14 protein-coding genes are annotated in these 20872 nt (G+C 73.7%); 10 read left to right on the forward strand and 4 right to left on the reverse strand.

The window, feature by feature from the left end; genetic code table 11:
- Nucleotides 1–39 precede the first annotated feature (39 nt).
- Nucleotides 40–4014 (forward strand): type VII secretion protein EccCa, encoded by a 3975-nt coding sequence (gene eccCa, locus ACFYM2_RS31470; RefSeq protein ID WP_388840937.1) that lies wholly within the window; start codon nt 40–42, stop codon nt 4012–4014.
- A 171-nt stretch (nt 4015–4185) separates the two neighbouring features.
- Nucleotides 4186–4488 carry a DUF397 domain-containing protein gene (locus ACFYM2_RS31475; protein ID WP_359000606.1) on the forward strand — a complete coding sequence of 101 codons (303 nt, stop codon included), beginning with the start codon at nt 4186–4188 and terminating at the stop codon, nt 4486–4488.
- Nucleotides 4489–4647: 159 nt separating this feature from the next.
- Here ACFYM2_RS31475 and ACFYM2_RS31480 read toward each other — a convergent pair whose 3' ends face one another.
- From ACFYM2_RS31480 to eccB, 4 genes are all read right to left on the reverse strand, one after another.
- A complete protein-coding gene (locus ACFYM2_RS31480; RefSeq protein WP_359000609.1) occupies nt 4648–4950 on the reverse strand; it encodes a WXG100 family type VII secretion target in 303 nt (100 codons plus the stop codon).
- A 92-nt stretch (nt 4951–5042) separates the two neighbouring features.
- Nucleotides 5043–5408, reverse strand: a complete 366-nt coding sequence (locus tag ACFYM2_RS31485; RefSeq protein WP_350233001.1) for a WXG100 family type VII secretion target — start codon at nt 5406–5408, stop codon at nt 5043–5045.
- Between the two features lie 296 nt (nt 5409–5704).
- Nucleotides 5705–6958, reverse strand: a complete 1254-nt coding sequence (gene mycP, locus ACFYM2_RS31490) for a type VII secretion-associated serine protease mycosin (RefSeq protein ID WP_388840940.1) — start codon at nt 6956–6958, stop codon at nt 5705–5707.
- Nucleotides 6959–6971: 13 nt separating this feature from the next.
- Nucleotides 6972–8498: a type VII secretion protein EccB gene (eccB, locus tag ACFYM2_RS31495; RefSeq protein ID WP_359000615.1), complete on the reverse strand. Its 1527-nt coding sequence runs from the start codon at nt 8496–8498 to the stop codon at nt 6972–6974.
- A gap of 183 nt (nt 8499–8681) precedes the next feature.
- Between eccB and eccE the strand changes: the two genes are divergently transcribed.
- The 8 genes from eccE (at nt 8682) to ACFYM2_RS31535 (ending at nt 20866) form a co-directional block, all read left to right on the forward strand.
- Nucleotides 8682–10034 carry a type VII secretion protein EccE gene (eccE, locus tag ACFYM2_RS31500; protein WP_388459482.1) on the forward strand — a complete coding sequence of 451 codons (1353 nt, stop codon included), beginning with the start codon at nt 8682–8684 and terminating at the stop codon, nt 10032–10034.
- Nucleotides 10034–10768 (forward strand): hypothetical protein, encoded by a 735-nt coding sequence (locus tag ACFYM2_RS31505; RefSeq protein ID WP_388459481.1) that lies wholly within the window; start codon nt 10034–10036, stop codon nt 10766–10768. The genes eccE and ACFYM2_RS31505 overlap by 1 nt, the downstream gene beginning before the upstream one ends.
- A gap of 366 nt (nt 10769–11134) precedes the next feature.
- The gene (locus tag ACFYM2_RS31510; protein ID WP_388840943.1) at nt 11135–14830 is read left to right on the forward strand and encodes an SCO5717 family growth-regulating ATPase; all 3696 of its coding nucleotides are present in this window, start codon (nt 11135–11137) and stop codon (nt 14828–14830) included.
- A gap of 363 nt (nt 14831–15193) precedes the next feature.
- Nucleotides 15194–16954: an ABC transporter substrate-binding protein gene (locus ACFYM2_RS31515; protein WP_359000627.1), complete on the forward strand. Its 1761-nt coding sequence runs from the start codon at nt 15194–15196 to the stop codon at nt 16952–16954.
- A 3-nt stretch (nt 16955–16957) separates the two neighbouring features.
- Entirely contained in the window at nt 16958–18013 is a 1056-nt protein-coding gene (locus tag ACFYM2_RS31520) for an ABC transporter permease (protein WP_388840947.1), read from the forward strand.
- Complete coding sequence (locus tag ACFYM2_RS31525) at nt 18010–18912, forward strand: ABC transporter permease (protein ID WP_388840950.1); 903 nt, start codon at nt 18010–18012, stop codon at nt 18910–18912. The genes ACFYM2_RS31520 and ACFYM2_RS31525 overlap by 4 nt, the downstream gene beginning before the upstream one ends.
- Nucleotides 18909–19877 carry an ABC transporter ATP-binding protein gene (locus ACFYM2_RS31530; RefSeq protein ID WP_359000632.1) on the forward strand — a complete coding sequence of 323 codons (969 nt, stop codon included), beginning with the start codon at nt 18909–18911 and terminating at the stop codon, nt 19875–19877. The genes ACFYM2_RS31525 and ACFYM2_RS31530 overlap by 4 nt, the downstream gene beginning before the upstream one ends.
- Nucleotides 19874–20866, forward strand: coding sequence for an ABC transporter ATP-binding protein (locus tag ACFYM2_RS31535; RefSeq protein WP_388840953.1), 993 nt, complete (start codon nt 19874–19876; stop codon nt 20864–20866). Before ACFYM2_RS31530 ends, ACFYM2_RS31535 begins: the two co-directional genes overlap by 4 nt.
- Nucleotides 20867–20872 lie beyond the last annotated feature (6 nt).

Here is a 20872-nt window from a genome sequence, read left to right on the forward strand (position 1 = left end):
CGGGCGAACTCCTCCGGCCGCCAGGGGAATTGGTGTTCTGTGAGCCACATCATCGTCAAGCGGCCGCCGCGCGCGCTGCCCGCCGAGGTCTCGACGGAGGACGTCGTTCTCCAGCCTCCGCCGGAGCTGCCGCGGGGACAGCAGGAGGGCGCGCTGATGCAGTTGCTGCCCATGCTGGGCATGGGCGGCTCGGTCGTGTTCTTCTTCATGCCGAACACCCAGCCGTTCATGAAGATCATGGGCGTGGTGATGATCGCCTCGACGCTGGCGATGTCGGTGGCGATGATCATTCGTTACCGCAAGGGTTCCCAGGGGCAGTTGGCGGATCTGCGCCGTGACTATCTGCGCCATCTCGGCCAGACGCGGCGGGCGGCGGCGCGCACCGCGCGCAGGCAGCGCGACGCGCAGTACTACCTGCACCCCTCCCCCGAGCAGCTGTGGGCGCTGGTCGCCGAGGGCAGCCGGGTGTGGGAGCGCCGCGCGGGCGACGACGACTTCGGGCAGGTGCGCGTCGGGCTCGGTCCGCAGACGCTCGCCACCGCGCTCGTGCCGCCGGCGACCGCGCCGGTCGATCAGCTGGAGCCGCTGACGGCGGGCGCCATGCAGCGGTTTCTGGCCACCCACCAGACGGTGGAGGACCTGCCGATGGCGGTCTCGCTGCGCGCCTTCTTCCACGTGACGATCGGCGGGGAGGCGCGGGCGGTGCGTGCCTCGGCCCGGGCACTGACCGCCTCGCTCGCCGCTCTGCACTCCCCCGAGGACCTGGTGATCGCCCTCGCCTCGTCCTCGTCGGGCGCCGCGCACTGGGAGTGGACCAAGTGGCTGCCGCACACCCAGGCGCCGCATCTCACCGACGGCGCCGGCAGCAGGCGCCTGATCAGCCGCAGCGCGGCCGAACTCGAGGAACTGCTCGCGCCGCGCCTCACCGGCCGCCCCCGCTTCCACCCCGAGGGCGCGCCGCTGCCCGACGAGCCGCACATCGTCGTCGTGCTCGACGGGGTCTCGCCGCCCCCGATGTCGGCGCTGGCCTCCGCCGAAGGCCTCCAGGGCGTCACCGTCATCGAGGTCGTCCCCGGTGAACCGGCCGGCGCGCGCGGCGACCTCGCCATCGTCGTGACCCCCCGCACGCTGCGCCTGGAGTCGGGCCACGGCCTGGTCTACGAGGGCACGCCCGATCTGCTGTCGCAGGAGTCCGCCGACGCGCTGGCCCGCCAGCTGGCACCGCTGCGCATGGCCACCGGGGGCGACGACGACGAACCGCTGCTGGCCAACTTGGAGTTCACCGAGCTGCTGGGCCTGGGCGACGCGGCGTCGGTGGACACCGCCCGCACGTGGCGGCCGCGTTCGGCGTCCGAGCGGCTGCGGGTCCCCATCGGTGTGGGCGAGGACGGGCGTCCCGTCATGCTCGACCTGAAGGAGGCCGCGCAGGACGGCATGGGCCCGCACGGTCTGTGCGTGGGCGCGACTGGTTCCGGCAAGTCGGAGCTGCTGCGCACGCTGGTGCTCGGTCTGGCGGTGACCCACTCGTCGGAGACCTTGAACTTCGTCCTGGCCGACTTCAAGGGCGGCGCCACCTTCGCCGGTATGGCGCAGATGCCGCACGTCGCGGCCGTCATCACCAACCTCGCCGACGATCTCACCCTCGTCGACCGCATGGGCGACTCCATCCGCGGCGAGCTCAACCGCCGCCAGGAGATGCTGCGCGACGCCGGCAACTACGCCAACATCCATGACTACGAGCGGGCCCGGCTCGCGGGCGCGGCCCTCCAGCCCGTGCCCTCGCTCGTCCTTGTCATCGACGAGTTCAGCGAACTGCTCACCGCCAAACCGGACTTCATCGAGATGTTCGTGCAGATCGGCCGCATCGGCCGCTCGCTCGGGGTGCATCTGCTGCTCGCCTCACAGCGCCTGGAGGAGGGCCGGCTGCGGGGCCTTGAGACGTATCTGTCCTACCGGATCGGTCTGCGGACGTTCTCGGCCGCCGAGTCACGCGCGGCGCTCGGCGTCCCGGACGCCTACCACCTGCCGAGCGTGCCGGGTTCGGGCTATCTGAAGTTCGGCACCGATGAGATGACCCGTTTCAAGGCGGCGTACGTCTCGGGCGCCTACCGCACGGGCGCCGAGCGGTCCGCGGCGCTCGGCGGTACGGTGCCGGTGGAGCGGCGCCCGGTGCTCTTCACCGCGGCCCCGGTGCCGGTGACGTACGCGAGTCCCGAGGTGCCCGCGCCGCGCGGCGAAAGCGGGCCGAGGACCGACGACGCGCTCGCCGACACCGTGCTCGACGTCGTCGTACGCCGCCTCGAAGCGCGCGGCCCGGCCGCCCACCAGGTGTGGCTGCCGCCGCTGGAGAGCCCGCCGGCGCTCGACTCGCTGCTGCCCGGCCTCGCTCCGGTGCCCGGGCGCGGACTGACCCAGCCCGGCTACGAGGGCGCGGGGCGCCTGGTGGTGCCGCTGGGTCTGGTGGACAAGCCCTACGAGCAGCGCCGCGACCCGCTGTGGTGCGACTTCTCGGGCGCGGGCGGCCATCTTCAGATCGTGGGCGGCCCCCAGTCGGGCAAGTCCACGCTGGTGCGGACCCTCATCGCGTCGTTCGCGCTCACCCACACCGCGTCGGAGGTGCAGTTCTACGGCCTCGACTTCGGCGGCGGCGGCATGGCGGCGGTCGCGGATCTGCCGCACGTCGGCGGGGTCGCCTCGCGTCTTGACCCCGAGCGGGTGCGGCGCACGGTGGCCGAGGTGTACGGCGTGCTGACCCGCCGCGAGGAGTACTTCCGCTCGGCGGGCATCGCCTCGATCGCCGACTTCCGGGCGCGCCGGGCGCGCGGCACCATCACCGTCGCCGACCAGCCCTGGGGCGATGTGTTCCTCGTGGTCGACGGCTGGGGCAACTTCCGTACCGAGTACGAGGGCCTTGAGCAGGTCGTCCTGGACATCGCCGCCCGGGGGCTCGGCTACGGGATCCACCTGGTGGTGACCGCTTCGCGCTCCATGGAGGTCAGGGCCAACCTCAAGGACCACCTGATGAACCGCCTCGAACTGCGGCTCGGCGACACCATGGACTCCGAGTTCGACCGCAAGGTCGCCGCGAACGTACCCGTGGGCGTGCCCGGGCGCGGCCAGTCCCCGCACAAGACGCACTTCATGGCGGCCGTGCCGCGCATCGACGGCCTCCAGTCCGACACCGACCTCGCCGAGGCGACGGCCGCCCTGGCCACCGAGGTCAACCGGCACTGGTCGGCGCCCGGCGCGCCCGCCGTCCGCCTCCTGCCCCGCGAACTGCCCGCCGCCCAGCTCCCGCCCGGCCACGCCTTCCCCGAGCGGGGCATCGCCTTCGCGCTGGACGAGAACAACCTGGAGCCGGTGTTCGTCGACTTCGAGCAGGACCCGTTCTTCCTCATCTTCGGCGAGGGCGAGTCCGGCAAGACGAACCTGCTGCGCCTCCTGATCAACCGGCTCACCCAGCGCTACGAGGGCGACGCGTGCAAGCTGTTCGTGGTGGACAACCGCCGCACCCTGCTCGACGCGGTCCCGGCCTCGCACTTGGCCGAATACATCCCCATGTCCAACGCCATGGACCACCACATGGACGCCCTGGCCGATCTGATGCGGCGCCGGGCGCCCAGCGCGGACGTGACCGCGCGCCAGCTGCGGGAGCGCAGCTGGTGGCGCGGCCCCGCGGTGTATGTGGTGATCGACGACTACGACCTGGTGTCGACGTCGAGCGGCAACCCGCTGGGCAAACTCACCGAACTGCTGCCCTTCGCGCGCGACGTGGGCGTCCGCTTCATCATCGCCCGCTCGTCGGCGGGCGCGGCCCGTGCCGCGTACGAGCCGTTCGTCCAGCGCATGAAGGAGCTGGGCGCCCAGGGCGTGGTCCTGGCCGGCGACCCCGGTGAGGGCGACATCCTCGCGGGGGTGCGCCCCCGCCCGATGCCCGTGGGGCGCGGCACGTTCGTCTCCCGCAGGCGGGGCAAGCCGCTGGTGCAGACGGGACTGGTGGAGGGCGGCAGCTGACGGGCCGGGCAGGGCGGGGCGAGGGCCGGGGGGCGGCTGGGGCGGTGAGGGCGGTGAGATCCGTTCTCGTGATTCTTTCCGCCTCCCCGTCCGGGCCGCGACCTGCCAAGTACGCTGATCAGACGGCCGGTTGGCAGGCCCGTCGCTACGTCTGGAAGGAATCGCTCCGTCATGGCTGAGGAACAGGACAAGGAACTGCGCGAGCGCAAGGAGCGCGAGAAGAACGAGCTGTACGCGCTCGACATCTCCGGGGTGGAGTGGCACAGCGCTCCCGGCACGTCGAAGGACGAGGAGCGGGTCGAGATCGCCTATCTGCCGGCGGGCGCCGTGGCCATGCGGTCCTCGGTGGACCCGGACACGGTGCTGCGGTACACGGAGGCGGAGTGGCAGGCGTTCGTCCTGGGCGCGCGGGACGGGGAGTTCGACCTGGAGCCGTCCGTACGCAACGGAGGCCTTGAGGCGCCGCCGCAGTAGCGGGCGGCGCGGCGGTGCGGGGCGCGGCGGTGCAGGCGGGGCGACCACGCGGCGGCCGCCGGGCCGCGTTTCCAGCGCGGACGGGGTGGGCGCCTCCCGCGCGCGCCCACCCCGTCCGTAGTGCCTGTTTCTTGCCGGTCTTTCGCCGCCGGCGCTCCCCTACTGGAAGTGCGCGGCCGCCCTGCGGTCGCCGGCCTGGTAGGTCGGGCCGGCGTCGGAGACCGCCTGGGCGATCTGTGTCAGCGAGATGTGGACGCTGTCGGCCGTCCGGTTCCACTCCTGCTGCTTCTGCGCGTACGCCTGCTGGGCCTCGCCGTGCCAGTTGTGGGCGGCTGTGTCGACCAGCTTCTTGATGTCCGCGAGGTCCTGGTTGAGCTTGTCGGCCTGGCTCTTGATGGCGCGGGCCGCGTCGTCGAGGCTGGCGTACGTCACTCCGAGGACGTCGTCGTTGTTCTTGGGCATGGCTTCCCCGATCTTTCTGGTGAAAAGGCTGGTGGGCGGGTGTGCCCGTGGTGGAGCGGCGCGCCGTGTCCGGGGCCGGCGCGGCGGGCCCGTCAGTAGGTGCTGAGGTTCGAGGTGATCGCGGCGGTGGCCGCCGCGTCGCCGCTGTAGCCGTCCACGACGTCGATGCCCATGAGGGCCTTGTGGACCTCCGCGTCGGTGTCGCCCTTGAGCGTGCGGGTCGCCTTCATCGCCTCGAGGAAGTCGAGCAGCATGTTGCCCAGGTGGACCATCTGGCGATTGATGGCCGTCTGCTTCCCGTCGAACGCGCCGGCTCCGATGCCCTCCCAGGCGCCTTCGAGCCCGTCGATCACCCCTTGCAGGCTGTTGAGCTGGCCCTTGACCGACTCGAATTTCTGGAGAACCTGCGTCTCCAGGTGGGCCATATCGCTGTCGGATACCCGCTGGTCCTTCGACATGGGGCGGTTTCCCTTCGTGGTGGTGGTGCGGAAGTGGCGTGGTGGTCAGTTGTGGCTGAGGATCAAGCCGCCCCGGGCGCCGCGCCATGGGGCCGGCCGGTGTCGGCCCCCGGCGCGGTCCGCCCGTACCGGAATGCGATCGTCACGCACGAGCGACGTCGTTTGACGCACCGCAGTCACTGTAGCCATGGCCCCTCACTCGCCCACCAGCGCTTTCCCGGCCAGGAGTTGGGCTCGGTCCGCTCAGCACTGGTGAAAGTACGGCGAGTTGACGCGAGGCACATGAGTACGTCTACTCAGTTCGCTGCGCCGGCCGGCCGCCGGCTCCTGCGGCGCGCGTCCCTGAGCGCCACGGCCGCTCCGCTCAGGACCGCCACCAGGACCGCCGCGCCGACCGCCACATAGGTGGCCAGACGCCGGGTGCGCTGTTCGTCGCTCTCGCCGATGTGGAGGGCGGCGGGCGTGGGGGCGCGGGCGGGGGTGACGCCCTCGTGGGCGACCGGGGCCTCGATGGGGTGGTCGTCCTCGGTGAGGGCGCGGACCGGGTCGACCACACCCCAGCCGACCAGGCGGTCGTGCCCGGCCACCGAGCGTTCGGCGGTCTGCTGGATCTGGGCGACGATCTCGCGCTGGGTCCAGCGGGGGTGCTTGGCCTTGATGAGGGCCGCCACGCCCGCGACGTACGGGGCGGAGAAGCTGGTGCCGTTGTCGGCGCAGTGGCCGCCGCCGGGCACGGTGGAGATCATGTCGACGCCGGGCGCGGCCACGCCCACGAAGGCGCCGGACTGCGAGAACGCCGCCCGTTCGTTGTTGCGGTCGGAGGCGGCGACCGCGAGGACGCCCGGGTAGGAGGCGGGGTAGGTCGGTTTGACGTTGCCGCCGAGGCCGTCGTTGCCCGCCGACGCGACCACCACGATCTCCTTGGCGAGCGCCGCGTCCACGGCCTGCTTCAGGGCGGCCGCCGGTTCCACGGCGTTCGCGGTGTCCTGGGAGATGTTGATGACGCCCGCGCCCGCGCCGATCGCGTAGCGGATGGCGTTGGCCAGCGTCTGCGCGGTGCCGTGGCCTTCGGCGTCGTTCTGCTGGACGGGGATGATCGTGGCGTCGGGGGCGAGACCGACGAAGCCCGTGCCGGCGGCGGGGCGGGCCGCGATGATCCCGGCGACCTTGGTGCCGTGGCCGACGGTGTCCGTGGTGCCGTTCTCCGCGCCGCGCGGCAGTGGCTTGTTGTCGGCGTCCTTGAGGTCCTTGGGCAGGAGGTTCGTGCCCAAGGACACCTCGACCGCGCCCTTGAGCTGGGCGTTGGCGGTGTCGATGCCGGTGTCGATGACGGCGACCTTCACGCCCTTGCCGGTGGACTGGTGCCAGAGCTCGTCGAGCAGGACGCGCTGAAGCGCCCAGGGGCGGCCCGCGTACGGCTTGGCGGGAAAGGTGCACTGGTCGCCGCCGTCCGCCGGGGAGGCGGCGGTCGCGGTGGCGGTCGCGGGGCACGTCAGCACCGTCAGGGCCGCCGCGGCCGACAGGGCAAGGGACTTGAGCGGGTACGTCATCGGCGGGCGCCCTTCAGGAGCCCTGGGGCTGGCGGGCCGCCCCGGTGGAGAGGCGGGGCCCGGTGGGCAGGAACGTGGACCAGCTGATCGGGATCGGCGCCGGCTCGGACCTGGCGTAGCCGAGCCGGGTCTGGGCCTGCTGGGCCTCCTGGTCGAGCTGCTTGCGCTGCTCGGCGCTCAGCCCCGCGCCCGCGTCGCCGTCGGCGCTGTCGCTGTTGGACTGCATCGCGTAGCGCAAGCCCGTGTCGGTCACCAGGAAGAGGCCGCCCGTCTGGGTCTGGGAGCCCTGGATCTGGCGGAAGAGCTGGCCGGAACCGGGCGTCACATAGGCGCTGCTGGAACCGGTGGGCAGGGACGCGGGGAAGTCGGTGGCGGCCCAGGTGCTCAAGGTCGTGGCGCCGTTGTTCTTGTCGACGTCGCGCAGCACGTTGCAGACGGTGTTGCGGCTGCCGCCGCCGGTGCCCGCGTCGTTGACGGCCACCGGCATCCGGCGCGGCCAGTCGCGCTGGGCGGTGAACTCGGTGGTCTCGGGTGTGAACTGGGCGGCGTTGACGTCCACGGCCTGGCCCGTCCTCATGAGCTCGCCCAGCGCCCTGCTGTTGAGCAGGAGCTTGGCGGTGAAGTCGGAGACCGGCGAGACCCTGCCCCGCCGCACCAGGTAGTACTGGCTGCCCGCGCCGTTCGGGGCGCGCAGGACCATGCCGATCCGGTTGGCGTCGGGCGCGAGGGTGCCGGGCACCTGGGCCGGGTCGCCGATCTTCCCCTCGACCTCGGGGAAGGTGATGGGGTCACCCGGGCGAAGGGTCTCCAGCCACTCCTTGGACACCCGCTCGGGTTCGCGGCCCGCGCCGACCAGGGCGCGCAGCAGGAGTTCGTCGCTGCCCACCTCGTACTTGGTGCCCCGCGCGTCCACGACGTAGCGCTTCTTGTCCTCGGCCCCCACGACATACAGGAGCTCGCCGCCGGTCAGGCGGCTCGCGCCGTCCGTCCGGTCCCGGTCCTGGCCGGACAGGACGAACGCGGCCTTCTGGATCGCGCGTCCGCCGTCGCCCGGACGCTCGCACACCGCCCAGCGCTTGGGGGACCCGGCCTCCTTCGGGGTGGGCAGCCGGTCGGGGGCGTAGGGGATGCCGAGGGTGGCGCCGTGGGTCAGCGTGCCCTTGTCGAGGACGGACTCGTCGACCTTGACCACCTCGCCCTTCGCCGGGTCGAGCAGGAGTTTGGCGGAGGCCATGTTGAGGACGGGGTGCAACTCCTTCTTGCCGTCGGTGCTCAGCACGACGTACCGGGTGGTGGACTCGCTGGCGATGATCACCTTCTCGCCCGGGGTGTCCCAGCCGGGCGGCGCGGCGGGCCGGAACATGCCCCACGCGCCGAACGCGGCGAGCAGCACCACCGCCGCCACCGTGGTCGGCAGTACGGCGCGCAGGGGGCGCGGCGCCCCCTCGTCCGTACCCGTCGGCGAGGGCTGGATGAAGGCCGCGAGCGTACGCCGCTTCGCGAAGGTGTACGCGTTGAGTTCGTCCCGCCGTGATGCCATGAGTGTCCGCGTTCTCCGTTGTCCCCGTGCGGAGCGGGAGGAGCCGCCCGGCCTCCCGCCCCCGTTGTCAGACCGGCGCCCTACTATGCCTGTTACGTGATCGTACGCCCGGGGCGGGTAGGGTGGACGGGCCCTCAAGGGCCTTATCGGCCAGGGGCTTTCGGGGAGTTCGGGGGGTGCGGGATGGTTTCGCCGACAGGGACGCGGGAGCGCTCCGGTGCGCCCGGCAGCGGTGCGGGGGTCCGCTTGCCCACTGGTGCGCGGCCGGTCGCGGGGGCTTCGGGGGAGCCGGGGCCGCCGGCCCCCGGCGCGGTCGCGCCCCGTCTCAAGTCCCGTTCCGGCCGCTTCGGTTCGTTTCGCCTGCAACAACTTGTCCTGATCGAGTCGGCGGCCGCCCTGCTGCTCGCCGCGTGGGTCGTGGGGCCCATGACCCTGGTGGCCTCGGGGCCGGTGGCCGGGGTGCTCGTGCTGCTCGCGCTGGTGCGCCGTCGCGGGCGCTCACTGCCCGCATGGCTGGGCACCGCCCGGTCCTTGCGCGCGCGCCGGCGGTACGCGGACGGCGCCGAGGTGCCGCCGGGCACCCTGCCGGGCTTCGCGCCCGCCGTGGAGTGCGACCCGGAGCTGCGCACGTACAGCCACGGCGACCGGGACCAGCGGCCCATCGGGATGGTCGGGGACGGGAGTTTCCTCACCGTGGTCCTCCAGGTCGAATCGGACGCGACGGCGCTGCGGGCCGGCCGGGACCAACGCCCCCTCCCCCTGGGCCTGGTGCGTGACGCGCTGCGGGTGGACGACATCCGCCTGGAGTCGGCGCAGATCGTGCTGCACACCCAGCCGGCGCCCGCGCTGCGGCTGCCCCAGCAGTCGGTGGCGGTCACCAACTACGCGCCGCTGCACGCCGAGACCGCCTCGCCCGCCGTCCGCATCACCTGGATCGCCCTCAAACTCGACCCGCTGCTGTGCCCCCGGGCGGTGGCCGCGCGCGGCGGCGGCATGGCGGGCGCCCAGAAGTGCGTGGCGCGGACCGCGCTGCACCTGGCGAGCCGGCTGACCGGCGCCGGCCTGCGCGCCACGGTGCTGACCGAGGAGGAACTGGCGGACGCGGTGGCCACGTCGGCCTGCGCCAATCCGCTGGTCACGGCGCAGGCGGGCCGGGCGGACGCGCCGCAGCGGCGTACCGAGGAGTCCGCGCGGTCCTGGCGCTGCGACAACCGCAGGCACACCACGTACTGGGTGCGCCGCTGGCCGAGGATCCAGGCGGGCCCGGGAGCGGGCGGGCTGCCGCAGCTGGTGGCCCTCCTGACGGCGGTCCCCGCGCTCGCGACCACGTTCAGCCTCACCATCGCGCCCGCCGGAGGCCAGGAGGCCGCCCTCAGCGGCCACGTCAGGGTCACCGGCCGGGGCGAGGCCGAACTGGCCGCCTCCCGCGAGGCGTTGGCGCGGGCCGCGCGCGAGGCGGGCGCCCAGCTCGTGCCGCTGGACCACGAGCAGCTGCCCGGCATGCTCGCCACTCTGCCGTTCGGAGGCGCCCGCTGATGGCCGCGACGACATCGGCGCGCTCCTCGCGCCCCGGCCCGCGCGCCGGCTTCGGTCTCATCGGGCCGCGCCACCGCAGGCACACCCTGCCCGTCGATGAGCTGGACGCGCTGGCGCTGCCGATCGGGGACGACGGGGTGGTCGTCGGGGTGGACACCGAGGGTCGGCCCGCCGTGCTCGGGCTGAGCAGACCCACCGCGTACGACATCGTGCTCATCGGCGGTCTGTGGACGGCCCAGGTGCTCGCGCTGCGGGCGGCGGCGACGGGCGTACGGGTCGCGGTCGAGACCGGCCGCGCGCAGGCCTGGGGGCGGCTCACCCACGCGATCGCCAGCCAGAGCGGCATGACCGTGCACGACGTGGGCCGGGTGCCCCCGCTCGGGCCGTCGGCGGGGGAGCCGGTGCTCGTGGTGCGGGACTGCGGCATGCGTCCGCCGCGCGGCCGGGTCGTGTCGGCGCCCTGGCAGGCGGTGCTCACGCTGCTTCCCTATGTCAGCCCGGTCGCCCCTCGGCTGATCCGCCAGGCGCGGCTCGTCGGAGTGCAGCGGGTCTCGCCGGACGAGGCCGAGCTGGTCGGCCGCATCATGAGCCTGCCGCCGACCGAGCGGGACGCCCTCTCGACGCTGGCCGACGGCGTGACGCTCTGGTGCAACGACCGCGACCGCTCCTTCACCATGACGCGGGCGACCGACACCGAGACCGGATTGTTGGGGAACGCCCGACGGGTCGACTGAGAGGGGACGCGGGGCGGGAGTTGACCTGATCTGACCCTTTCGCCCCCCACGTTCCGCCCCCGCCCGGTCACTTCGGTGGCGCCCGTGGGGCGCGGGTGACCAGAGGGAAAGCGGCTGGAGGTGGCCGGGCCTGCCGTGGCTTATTGACGACGATTAGGGTGGGACGGACCGGGGGCAGGGACTCCACGGCGAGGGCGGGGCATCCGAACGTCTCCTCACGTTCAGGGGTGTCGCGGCGTTCGCGGTGGGCGGGGCGGGTGACCGCGCACGGCTCCGCGCCCATCGCGCGGAGGCGCCCACCCCCACCCGTACATGCCAATGAACCTCACGGCCTACACCCGGTCACAGGCGAACGAAAGGAAACCGGTGAACAGCGACCAGGACCAGTTCCGCACCGGCGGGAACGCGCGCGACGAGAATCGGTCCGACGCCGATCCCGAGACCACGGGTGAGTTCACGATCGACTACACCCCGCCCGCCTGGTACACCCAGGGCGCGCAGGACACCGCGCCCCCGGCCCCCGCGCGGTCGGCCGACGGCGCGGGGGCCCCACCGCTCCCGCCCCCGCCGCCGGCCGGTGCGCCCCTCGACGTGCCGGGGCTGCCCGAGACCGGCGGTTTCCAGCCGACTTGGAGCCCGTCGCCGCCGCCCGCTCCGGCGTCCGCGCCCGCCTTTCCTCCGCCGGTGCTTCCCACCGCCGCGCCCCGGGCGGGCCGCCCCACGGACGACGGCCAGGCCTTCGGCGGCGGCGACATCGAGAGCGGCGCCACGATGCGCTTCTCGCCCACCGCGCTGAAGCGGGAGTTCGCGCAGCTGGAGGCGCAGGCCGCGGCGGCACGCGGCGAGGCCGTCCCGGCGCCGACCCCTGACACCCCGTCAGTTCCGGCATCCCGCGCGGACGCGCCGGCAGGACCGGGCGAGGTGGCTCCGGACGAGGTGGCCCACGGTGCGGCCACGCCCGCCACGCCTGCCGCGACGGATCCGGTGGACGTGACAGACGCGACGGACGCGACGGACCGCGCGGACTTCGCCGGGTCTGCGGCTGCCGATGACGTAACGGGCCCGGCCGGTGCGAACGGCGTCGATGGCGGCCCCGCCCGGCCCTTCGACGGTACGTCCGTGAAGTCGGCCGACGCGGACGAGGCAACCGAGCCGCCCATCGACCGGCCGGAAACCGCCCCTGAGGAGGCCGACACCTCCACCGGCGGCTCGGCGGCGCCCGCCGACACCACGCCGGACGCCGACGCTGACGCCGACACCGACGACGCCCTGGCTCCGGATGCCGGGGTCGCCGATGCCGCGCCGCAGGACGCCGCTGGCCCGGCCGCGTTCGCGGACACTCCGTCCGTGCCGGAGGAAGCCGCGCCCGCCCCGACCGCGACGCCGGTCACGGACGCCGCCCCCTACGACGCGACACCCGCCGCCGAGGATCGCCCGATCACGGACGCGGTACCGGAGGACGCGGCGCCGGAAGACGCCGTGCCGCAGGACGCCGTCCCGTCGGACGCCGTGCCCACGAACGCCGCACCCACGGACGCCGCGCCGACTAACGTCGCACCCACGGACGCGTCGCCCTCGGACGTCGTCCCGCCGTCGAACGCCCCGGCTTCGGAGCCCCAGGACGCGCCCCCCGCCCCGACCGACCAGCCGTGGGCCCCGGGCGCGCGGGGAGCGCAGCCCGGACTGCCCCCGCTGCCGCCCGCGTTCCAGGCCGCCGCGCCCGCCCCCGCGCCCCAGTGGCCGGGGCAGGGTCAGGCGCAGCCCATGCCCGGCCCCTTCCCGGCCCCGGCGGCCGGCCAGGCCCCGGCGTGGCCGCAGCAGCCGAACGGGTACGGGTCGCCCCAGCAGGGCGGGAACCAGCCGGGCGACCCCAACTCCCCCGCCCCACAGGGCGGTTACGGCTTCCCGCAACCAGCCGCGACCCCGCCGAACACCCCGGCCCCCCAAGCACCCCAGGGCGGTTACGGCTTCCCCAACCCGGCCACCACCCCGCCCAGCACCCCCAACCCTCAAGCCGCACCCAGTGGCTACGACTCCCCCCAGCAGGGGGCGAACCCGCCGAGCGACCCCAACCCCCAAGCGCCACAGGGCGGTTACGGCTTCCCCAACCCGGCCGCGACCCCGCCGAACGCCCCGAGCCCCCAAGCACCCCAGGGCGGCTACGGCTTCCCCAACCCGGCCACCACCCCGCCCAGCACCCCCAACCCCCAAGCCGCACCCGGCGGTTACGGCTTCCCCCAGCACCAGCAAGGCACCACCCCGCCGAACACCCCCACCCCCAACCCCCCAGCGCCACAAGGCGGTTACGGCTTCCCGCACCCCGGCGCGCAGCCTCCGGGGCCCCCCGCGCAGCCCGTGCCGGGGCCGGCGCAGGGCCAGGCCGGCCCGGGTCAGGTGCCGCAGCAGGGCCAAGCCGGGCAGAGCGGAGCCGTGCCGCAGCAGGGGCAGGGCGGCGCGCTGCCGCCGCAGGTGCAGGCCGCGCCGCCTGTCGACCCCCGAGCCGGGTCCGCGTGGCCCTCGCCCATGACGCACGACCAGCGTGAGCGGTCGATGCCCGGCGCACCGCTCGGGTACACCGCCGCCGTCGAGCTGTCCTCCGACCGGCTGCTGCGCAACAACAAGCCCAAGCCCAAGAGCAGCCGGGGCCCGGCCGCCGGCGCCGCGCGCTTCAAGTTCGGCGCGAAGAAGGAGGAGGCCGAGCGGCAGCAGAAGCTCAACCTGATCCGTACGCCGGTCCTGTCCTGCTACCGGATCGCGGTCATCTCCCTCAAGGGCGGCGTCGGCAAGACGACCACGACGACCGCGCTCGGCGCGACGCTGGCCACCGAGCGGCAGGACAAGATCCTGGCGATCGACGCCAACCCGGACGCGGGCACGCTCGGCCGCCGGGTGCGCCGCGAGACCGGGGCCACCATTCGCGACCTGGTCCAGGCGATCCCGTACCTGAACTCGTACATGGACATCCGCCGCTTCACCTCGCAGGCGCCGTCCGGTCTCGAGATCATCGCGAACGATGTCGATCCCGCCGTGTCCACGACGTTCAACGACGAGGACTACCGGCGCGCGATAGATGTCCTGGGCAAGCAGTACCCGATCATCCTCACCGACTCGGGTACGGGCCTGCTCTACTCCGCGATGCGGGGCGTGCTCGACCTCGCGGACCAGTTGATCATCATCTCGACCCCGTCCGTGGACGGCGCCTCCAGCGCGTCGACCACCCTCGACTGGCTCTCCGCGCACGGGTACGCCGATCTCGTGCAGCGTTCGCTCACCGTCATCTCCGGGGTCCGTGAGACCGGCAAGATGATCAAGGTGGACGACATCGTGCAGCACTTCCAGACGCGCTGCCGGGGTGTGGTCGTGGTCCCGTTCGACGAGCACCTGGCGGCGGGCGCCGAGGTGGACCTCGACATGATGCGGCCCAAGACCCGGGAGGCGTACTTCAACCTTTCGGCGCTGGTGGCCGAGGACTTCGTACGGGCGCAGCAGCAACAAGGGCTGTGGACGGGCGACGGCCACAACCCGCCCCCGCGGCTGGCCCCGCCGATGCCGGGTCAGCAGGGCGCGCCGGGCGCGCCCCACCTGGAGCAGGCCCAGCCCTACCCGGCCCAGGGCCAGCCGGCGCCCGGCCAGCCCTTCCCCGGTCAGCCCTTCACCAGCCCGGAGCAGGGACAGCCGTTCCCGGCCCAGCCCTATCCGGCACAAGGCCAGCCCTACCCGGCACAAGGCCAGCCCTTCCCCGGCCAGGGTCAGCCGCAGCCGGGCCAGCCGTTCCCGAATCCGGGGCAGTTCCACCCCGGTCAGCCACAGCCTCAGCCGCACCCCGGTCACCCCGGCGGGCCCCAGCCGACGCCGGACGCCGCAAATGCGCCCGCGCCCGGTCAGCCCTACCCGGGTCAGCCGTACGCGCCCGGCCCGCCCGCGCAGGGCCGGCCCTTCCCCAACCCCGCGCAGCCGCAGGGGAACGTACCGCCGCCCGGGTGGCCCGGGCAGGACGGGGACGGCGGCCACGCTCCGCAGTCGCCCCCCGCGCCCCAGCCCCCCGCAGCGCCCCAGCAGTAGGGCGCCGCAGGACCGAGTCATCCAGCAATACCCGGGGTTCCCAGCACCACCAGGGACACCCAGGGGCACCCAGGGCCCGCACCGCGCGATCGGTGCGGGCCTGCCGTGTTTTCGCAGCCCAAATGGCCTGCGAGGCATCGTTGACACGTCTAGACCACCCTGGTAAATCTTCGCCCACGCCCGCCGCCGCGACGCGCGGCCCGACCGACGATCCCGCCAGCTTGCGGCCCGCGATCAACCCTGCTTCTCCGTGCGAGTGATGACGCGAGGTCACCGTCCATGGCAAGAACAGTTCCATCGCACCGGACGAGGTGGCCGTCGAGGACCCGCCTTCCCGCCTCCGTCACGGCCGCCCTCGCGCTCATGGCGGCGGCCCCGCTCGCCGCCCAGGGCGCCCCGGCCGACGACACCGAGGGTGGGCAAAAGGTCCTGACCGTCGCCGTCTCGCAGAGCGTCGACTCCCTGAGCCCCTTCCTCGCCCAGCGGGTGATCAGCACCAGCGTGCACCGGCTGATGTATCCGTATCTGACGGAGTACGACCCGAGGGACGGCCACGCCATCCCGGGCCTCGCGGCCTCCTGGAAGGTCTCGCCGGACAAACTGACGTGGACGTACACCATCCGGGCCGGCTCCCGGTGGTCCGACGGGCAGCCGGTCACCGCCCGGGACGCGGCGTGGACGTTCGAGAAGATGATGACGGACCGGGGCGCGGCAACCGCCACCGGCAGCTTCGTGGCGAACTTCAAGAAGGTCACCGCGCCCGACCCGGCCACCCTCGTCGTCGAACTCGCGCGTCCCCAGGCGACGATGACCGCGCTCGACGTGCCGATCGTGCCCGAGCACGTGTGGAACAAGGTCGCCGACTTCACCAAGTTCAACAACGACCGGAGCTTCCCCGTCGTGGGCGCCGGGCCGTTCGTCCTGACCGGCTACAAGGTCGACCAGTACATCAGGCTCAGGCCGAACAAGGGCTTCTGGCGCGGGGCTCCCCGCTTCGACGAGCTGGTCTTCAAGTACTACAAGGACAACGACGCGGCGGTCGTGGCCCTGCGCAAGGGCGAGGTGTCCTTCGTCTCCGGCCTGACGCCCGCGCAGACCACCGCGCTCGCCTCCGCCCCGGGCATCAAGGTCAACGACGCGCCCGGCCGGCGCTTCCTCGCGCTCGCCACCAACCCGGGCGCGCGCTCCAGGGACGGCACACGGTTCGGCGACGGCGACCCGGCCCTGCTCGACGCAAGGGTGCGCCGGGCGCTGTTCGCGGCCGTCGACCGCACGATGATCGTCGACAAGGTCTTCCAGGGCCACGCCGTCGAGGGCCAGGGCTACATCCCGCCCCGGTTCGGGGCGTACTTCTGGCGGCCCGCCGACGGCCAGCGGATCGCGTACGACCCGGCGCGCGCGGCCGCGCTGCTGGACGCGGCGGGCTATCCGCGCGGGCCCGACGGCGCGCGGCACGGCAAGGACGGCGGAGCGCTCGGCCTGCGGCTGCTCTGCCACGCCGTCGACCCCAACGACAAGGCCATCAGCAAGTACCTCCAGGAGTGGTGGGCGGCGCTCGGTGTCACCCTGACGGTGAACTGCGTCGACAACGTCAGCGACCCGTGGGCGGCCGGTGAGTACGATCTGGCGCTCGACGGCTACTCGGTCAGCCCCGACCCGGACTACGTCCTGTCCATCCACACCTGCGCCGCGCTGCCCGCGACGGCGGCGGTGAGCGGCCGGACCGACGACTTCGTCTGCGACCGGCGCTTCGACGAGCTCTACGCGCAGCAGTTGGCCGAGTACGACACCGCCAAGCGGGCGGACCTGGTCAGGCGGATGGAGTCGCGCCTGTACGACACCGGGTACATCAACGTCATGGCGTACCCCAACGCGGTGGAGGCGTACCGCACCGACCAGATCCGGTCGATCATGACGATGCCCGAGGCCGGGGGCAACATCTACGGGCAGGACGGCTACTGGAGCTGGTGGTCGGCGGTCCCCGGGCCCGGCGCGGTCGCGCGGCGCGGCGCCGGGCCCTCGGCGGGCGCCGTCCTGGCCGTCGTGGCGGGGGCCGTCGCCCTGGCGGGGCTCGGAGCGTGGGTGGCTCTGCGCCGCCGCGCCGGCGCCGACGACCGTGAGTAGCCGGTGACGGCGGCGAGTTCGGCCGAGGCGCCCCCGGTGGCGGCCACGGCCCGTGGCGGGCCGGGCCGGGCGGCGGGGCTCGCGCTCGGCCGTCTGCGGTACGCGGGCGGCAGGCTGACGGGAGCGGTGGTCTCGCTCCTCGCCGTCCTGGTCACCAGCTTCTTCCTGTTCCGGATCGTCCCCGGCGACCCGGTCCGCACCATGACCCACGGCCGTCAGGTCTCCGATGCCCAACTCGCCGCGCTCAGGGCCGAGTTCGGGCTCGATCTGCCGCTGTGGCGACAGTTCACGCGCTACTGCGGCCGGGCGCTCACGGGCGACCTGGGCACCTCCTACCAGTTCCACGCGCCCGTCGGTTCGCTCATCGCCGAGAAGCTGCCGGCCACGCTGCTGCTGACCGGAACGGCCGTGGTCCTCTACACGGCGCTCGGCGTCCTGCTCGGCACCCGGTCGGCCTGGCGGCACGGCGGGCTCGGCGACCGGTTCAACACCGGGCTCGCCCTGACGCTGTGGTCGGTGCCCTCGTTCTGGCTCGGGCTGCTGCTCATCATCACGTTCTCGGTGGGCGCGGGCCCCGTCCCGGGTCTCTTCCCGACCGGGGGCATGGCGTCGGGCGACACGAGCGGCTTCGGGTACGTCCTGGACGTGGCGCACCATCTGGTGCTGCCGGTGGTCACACTGGTCGCGGTGCAGTACGCCCAGACCCTGCTCGTCATGCGGTCCTCGCTGCTGGACGAGATGGGCGGCGACTATCTGACGACGGCCCGCGCGAAGGGGCTGCGCGATGTCGCGGTGCGCCGCCGCCACGCGGTGCCCAACGCGCTGCTGCCCACGGTCACCATGCTGTTCATCAATTCGGGTCATGTGGCGGCCGGTTCGGTCCTGGTGGAGACGGTGTTCTCCTGGCCGGGGCTCGGCGGGCTGTTCTACCAGGCGCTGAGCGTGCCCGATCTCCCGCTGGTCCAGGGCCTGTTCATGGTGTTCGCCGGCGCGATGATCGTGCTGAACCTGCTGGCCGATCTGGTGTATCCGCTGCTCGATCCCCGGGTGGGCCGATGACGACGGCCCCTGATGCCGTCGGCTCGCTGGTGTGGGCGCGCCGCCGTGACTCCTTCGCCCGGTTCTGGCGCGCCTACCGGGTGCGCCGCGCCGGGCTCTGCGGGCTGCTCGCTCTCGCGGCGATCGCGCTGGTCGCGCTGACGGCGCCGCTCACCGTCGGCGGGGACATCCAGAGCGTGACCCGGGCGCCCGGCGGGGCCCTTGAGCCCCCCAGTGCGCGCTTCCCGCTCGGCACCGACCAGTTCGGGCGTCCGCTGCTCGGCCTGCTGGTCTGGGGCGCCCGGGTCTCGCTCGCGGTCGGGCTGCTCGCTGCGGCCCTGAGCGTGGCGATCGGCGCCCTGGCCGGGATCCTCGCGGGGCACTACGGGGGCGTGCTCGCCACGGTGCTGATGCGGATCACCGACTGGTTCCTCGTGATGCCGGCGCTGGTGCTCGCCATCGTGCTGGCCACCGTCATGGCGCACAGTGTGTGGACGGTGGTCCTGGCGATCGGCGTGACGTCCTGGCCGACGACGGCTCGCCTGGTGCGGGCGCAGACCATCGCGGTGGAGTCACGCCCGTACGTCGAACGGGCCCGCGCGCTCGGCGGTGGCCACCGCCACGTCATGAGCCGTCATGTGCTGCCGAACGTGCTGCCGCTGGTCCTGGCGCAGACCACGCTCGGCATCTCCAACGCCATCCTCACCGAGGCCACCCTCGCCTTCCTCGGCCTCGGGGATCCGACGGTGGTCTCCTGGGGCGGCATGCTCCAGGACGCCCGTGAGGCGGGCGCGGTCTCCTCGGGGCACTGGTGGTACCTGGCGCCGCCCGGCATCGCGATCGCCCTGGTGGCGCTGTCCTTCACGCTGTGCGGCCGGGCCGTCGAAGCGGTCCTCGACCCGAGGCTGGGGGTCCGGTGAGTCTGCTGGAGATCAAGGATCTGCGTGTCACCTACGCGGGCGGCGTCGCGGCCGTGCGCGGGGTCGACCTCACGATCGAGCCCGGCCGCAAGCTGGGCATCGCGGGCGAGTCCGGCTGCGGCAAGTCGACGCTGGCGATGGCGTTGCTGCGCCTGCTCCCCTCATCGGCGACGCTGTCGGGGTCGGTGCTCCTTGACGGCGAGGACGTCCTGACGATGCGCTGGGGGCGGCTGCGGGCGGTGCGCTGGGCGGGCGCGTCCATCGTCTTCCAGGGGGCGATGCACGCGCTGAACGCGGTGCACCGCGTCGGCGACCAGATCGCGGAGCCGATCGTGCTGCACGGCCTCGCGGGCCCGGCCGGGGCCCGGGCCCGCGTCGTTGACCTGCTCGAACAGGTGGGCCTGCCCGCCGCGTGCGCCGGCGCCCATCCGCACGAACTGTCCGGCGGCCAGCGCCAGCGCGTGATGATCGCCATGGCGCTCGCCTGCTCGCCCGGCCTGATCGTGGCGGACGAGCCGACCACGGCGCTCGATGTGATGATCCAGGCCCAGATCCTGCGCCTGATCGAGGCCCTGGTGGCCGACCAGGGCATCAGCCTGCTGATGATCAGCCACGATCTGGCGGTCCTGGCCGGCACGTGCGACCGGCTCGCGGTGATGTACGCGGGGCGCGTCGTCGAGGAGGGCCCGGCGCGCGCGGTGCACACGGCGGCCCGCCACCCCTACGGCCGGGCCCTGTCCGCCGCCTTCCCCCGCGTCGGCGACCCCGCCACGCGCCGCGCGCCACGTGGTCTGCCGGGCGATCCGCCCGATCCGGGCGCGCTGCCGCCGGGCTGCGCCTTCCATCCGCGCTGCCCGGTCGCGGCCGGCGTCTGCGCCACGCACGACCAGCCGCTGCGCCCCGCGGGCCCCGGCCACCGGGCGGCCTGCGTACATGTGGAGCCGCCGGCGGGGAGTACGCGATGACCACCCCGGCGTCCGCGCTGCTCAGCGCCAGCGGCCTGCACGTCACCTTCCCCGGCCGGCGCGGCGGCCCGCCGGCCCGCGCGGTCGACGGCGTCGAACTCACCGTGGGCCGGGGCGAGATCGTGGCTCTGGTCGGCGAGTCGGGCTGCGGCAAGACGACGCTGGCGCGCGCCCTGCTCGGCCTGGTCGTCCCGAGCGCGGGCGGGGTGAGCTTCGACGGCAGCCCGCTGAGCAACCACCCCCGGGCGCTCAAGGCGTACCGCAGGCGGGCCCAGCTGGTGCTCCAGGATCCCAGCGGCTCGCTCAACCCCCGGCACACGGTGTACGAGGCGGTCGCCGAGGGACTGCGCATCCACCAAGTGCCGGGCGTCGAGCGGGAGTTGGTGGCCGGGGCGCTGTCCCGGGCGGGGCTGCGGCCGCCGGAGCGGTTCTTCCCGCGCTTTCCGCACGAGCTGTCGGGGGGCCAGCGTCAGCGCGTGGTGATCGCGGGCGCGCTCGTCCTGTCCCCCGAACTGATCGTCGCCGACGAGCCGGTGGCCTCCCTCGACGCCTCGGTACGCGGCGAGATCCTGGCCCTGCTGCTGCGCCTGCGGGACGAACTGGGCCTGTCCGCCCTGGTGGTGACCCACGATCTCGGGCTCGCCTGGAACATCGCGGACCGGGTGGCGGTGATGTACCTGGGCCGCGTCGTGGAGACGGGCCCGGTCGAGGACGTCCTGCTCCGCCCCCGGCACCCTTATACGCGGGCCCTGTTGTCGGTCCTGCCGGAGACACCGGGCGTCCCCGCGGTCCTCACGGGCGAGCCGCCGGACCCGGCCAGGATCCCGGCCGGCTGCCGCTTCCACGCGCGCTGCCCGGTCCTGGCATCGGGCGAGGCCGGCCGCGCGGGCGTGGCGGACCTGTGCCGCACCGAGGACCTGCCGGCCCTGACGGGTGATCCGTCGGCGCAGGTCGCCTGCCACTGGGCGAGGGCCGTCAGGCCGGGCTGAGACTGT

This window comes from Streptomyces sp. NPDC006711 (assembly GCF_042869775.1).
In the GTDB taxonomy this organism is placed as follows: domain Bacteria; phylum Actinomycetota; class Actinomycetes; order Streptomycetales; family Streptomycetaceae; genus Streptomyces.

Bases quoted from the DNA above. Each gene is read 5' to 3' on its own strand.
- eccE (WP_388459482.1), top strand. From the start codon at position 8,682: ATGGTTTCGCCGACAGGGACGCGGGAGCGCTCCGGTGCGCCCGGCAGC.
- ACFYM2_RS31515 (WP_359000627.1), top strand. From the start codon at position 15,194: ATGGCGGCGGCCCCGCTCGCCGCCCAGGGCGCCCCGGCCGACGACACC.
- ACFYM2_RS31480 (WP_359000609.1), bottom strand. From the start codon at position 4,950: ATGCCCAAGAACAACGACGACGTCCTCGGAGTGACGTACGCCAGCCTC.
- ACFYM2_RS31525 (WP_388840950.1), top strand. From the start codon at position 18,010: ATGACGACGGCCCCTGATGCCGTCGGCTCGCTGGTGTGGGCGCGCCGC.
- ACFYM2_RS31475 (WP_359000606.1), top strand. From the start codon at position 4,186: ATGGCTGAGGAACAGGACAAGGAACTGCGCGAGCGCAAGGAGCGCGAG.
- ACFYM2_RS31485 (WP_350233001.1), bottom strand. From the start codon at position 5,408: ATGTCGAAGGACCAGCGGGTATCCGACAGCGATATGGCCCACCTGGAG.
- mycP (WP_388840940.1), bottom strand. From the start codon at position 6,958: ATGACGTACCCGCTCAAGTCCCTTGCCCTGTCGGCCGCGGCGGCCCTG.
- ACFYM2_RS31535 (WP_388840953.1), top strand. From the start codon at position 19,874: ATGACCACCCCGGCGTCCGCGCTGCTCAGCGCCAGCGGCCTGCACGTC.
- ACFYM2_RS31505 (WP_388459481.1), top strand. From the start codon at position 10,034: ATGGCCGCGACGACATCGGCGCGCTCCTCGCGCCCCGGCCCGCGCGCC.
- eccB (WP_359000615.1), bottom strand. From the start codon at position 8,498: ATGGCATCACGGCGGGACGAACTCAACGCGTACACCTTCGCGAAGCGG.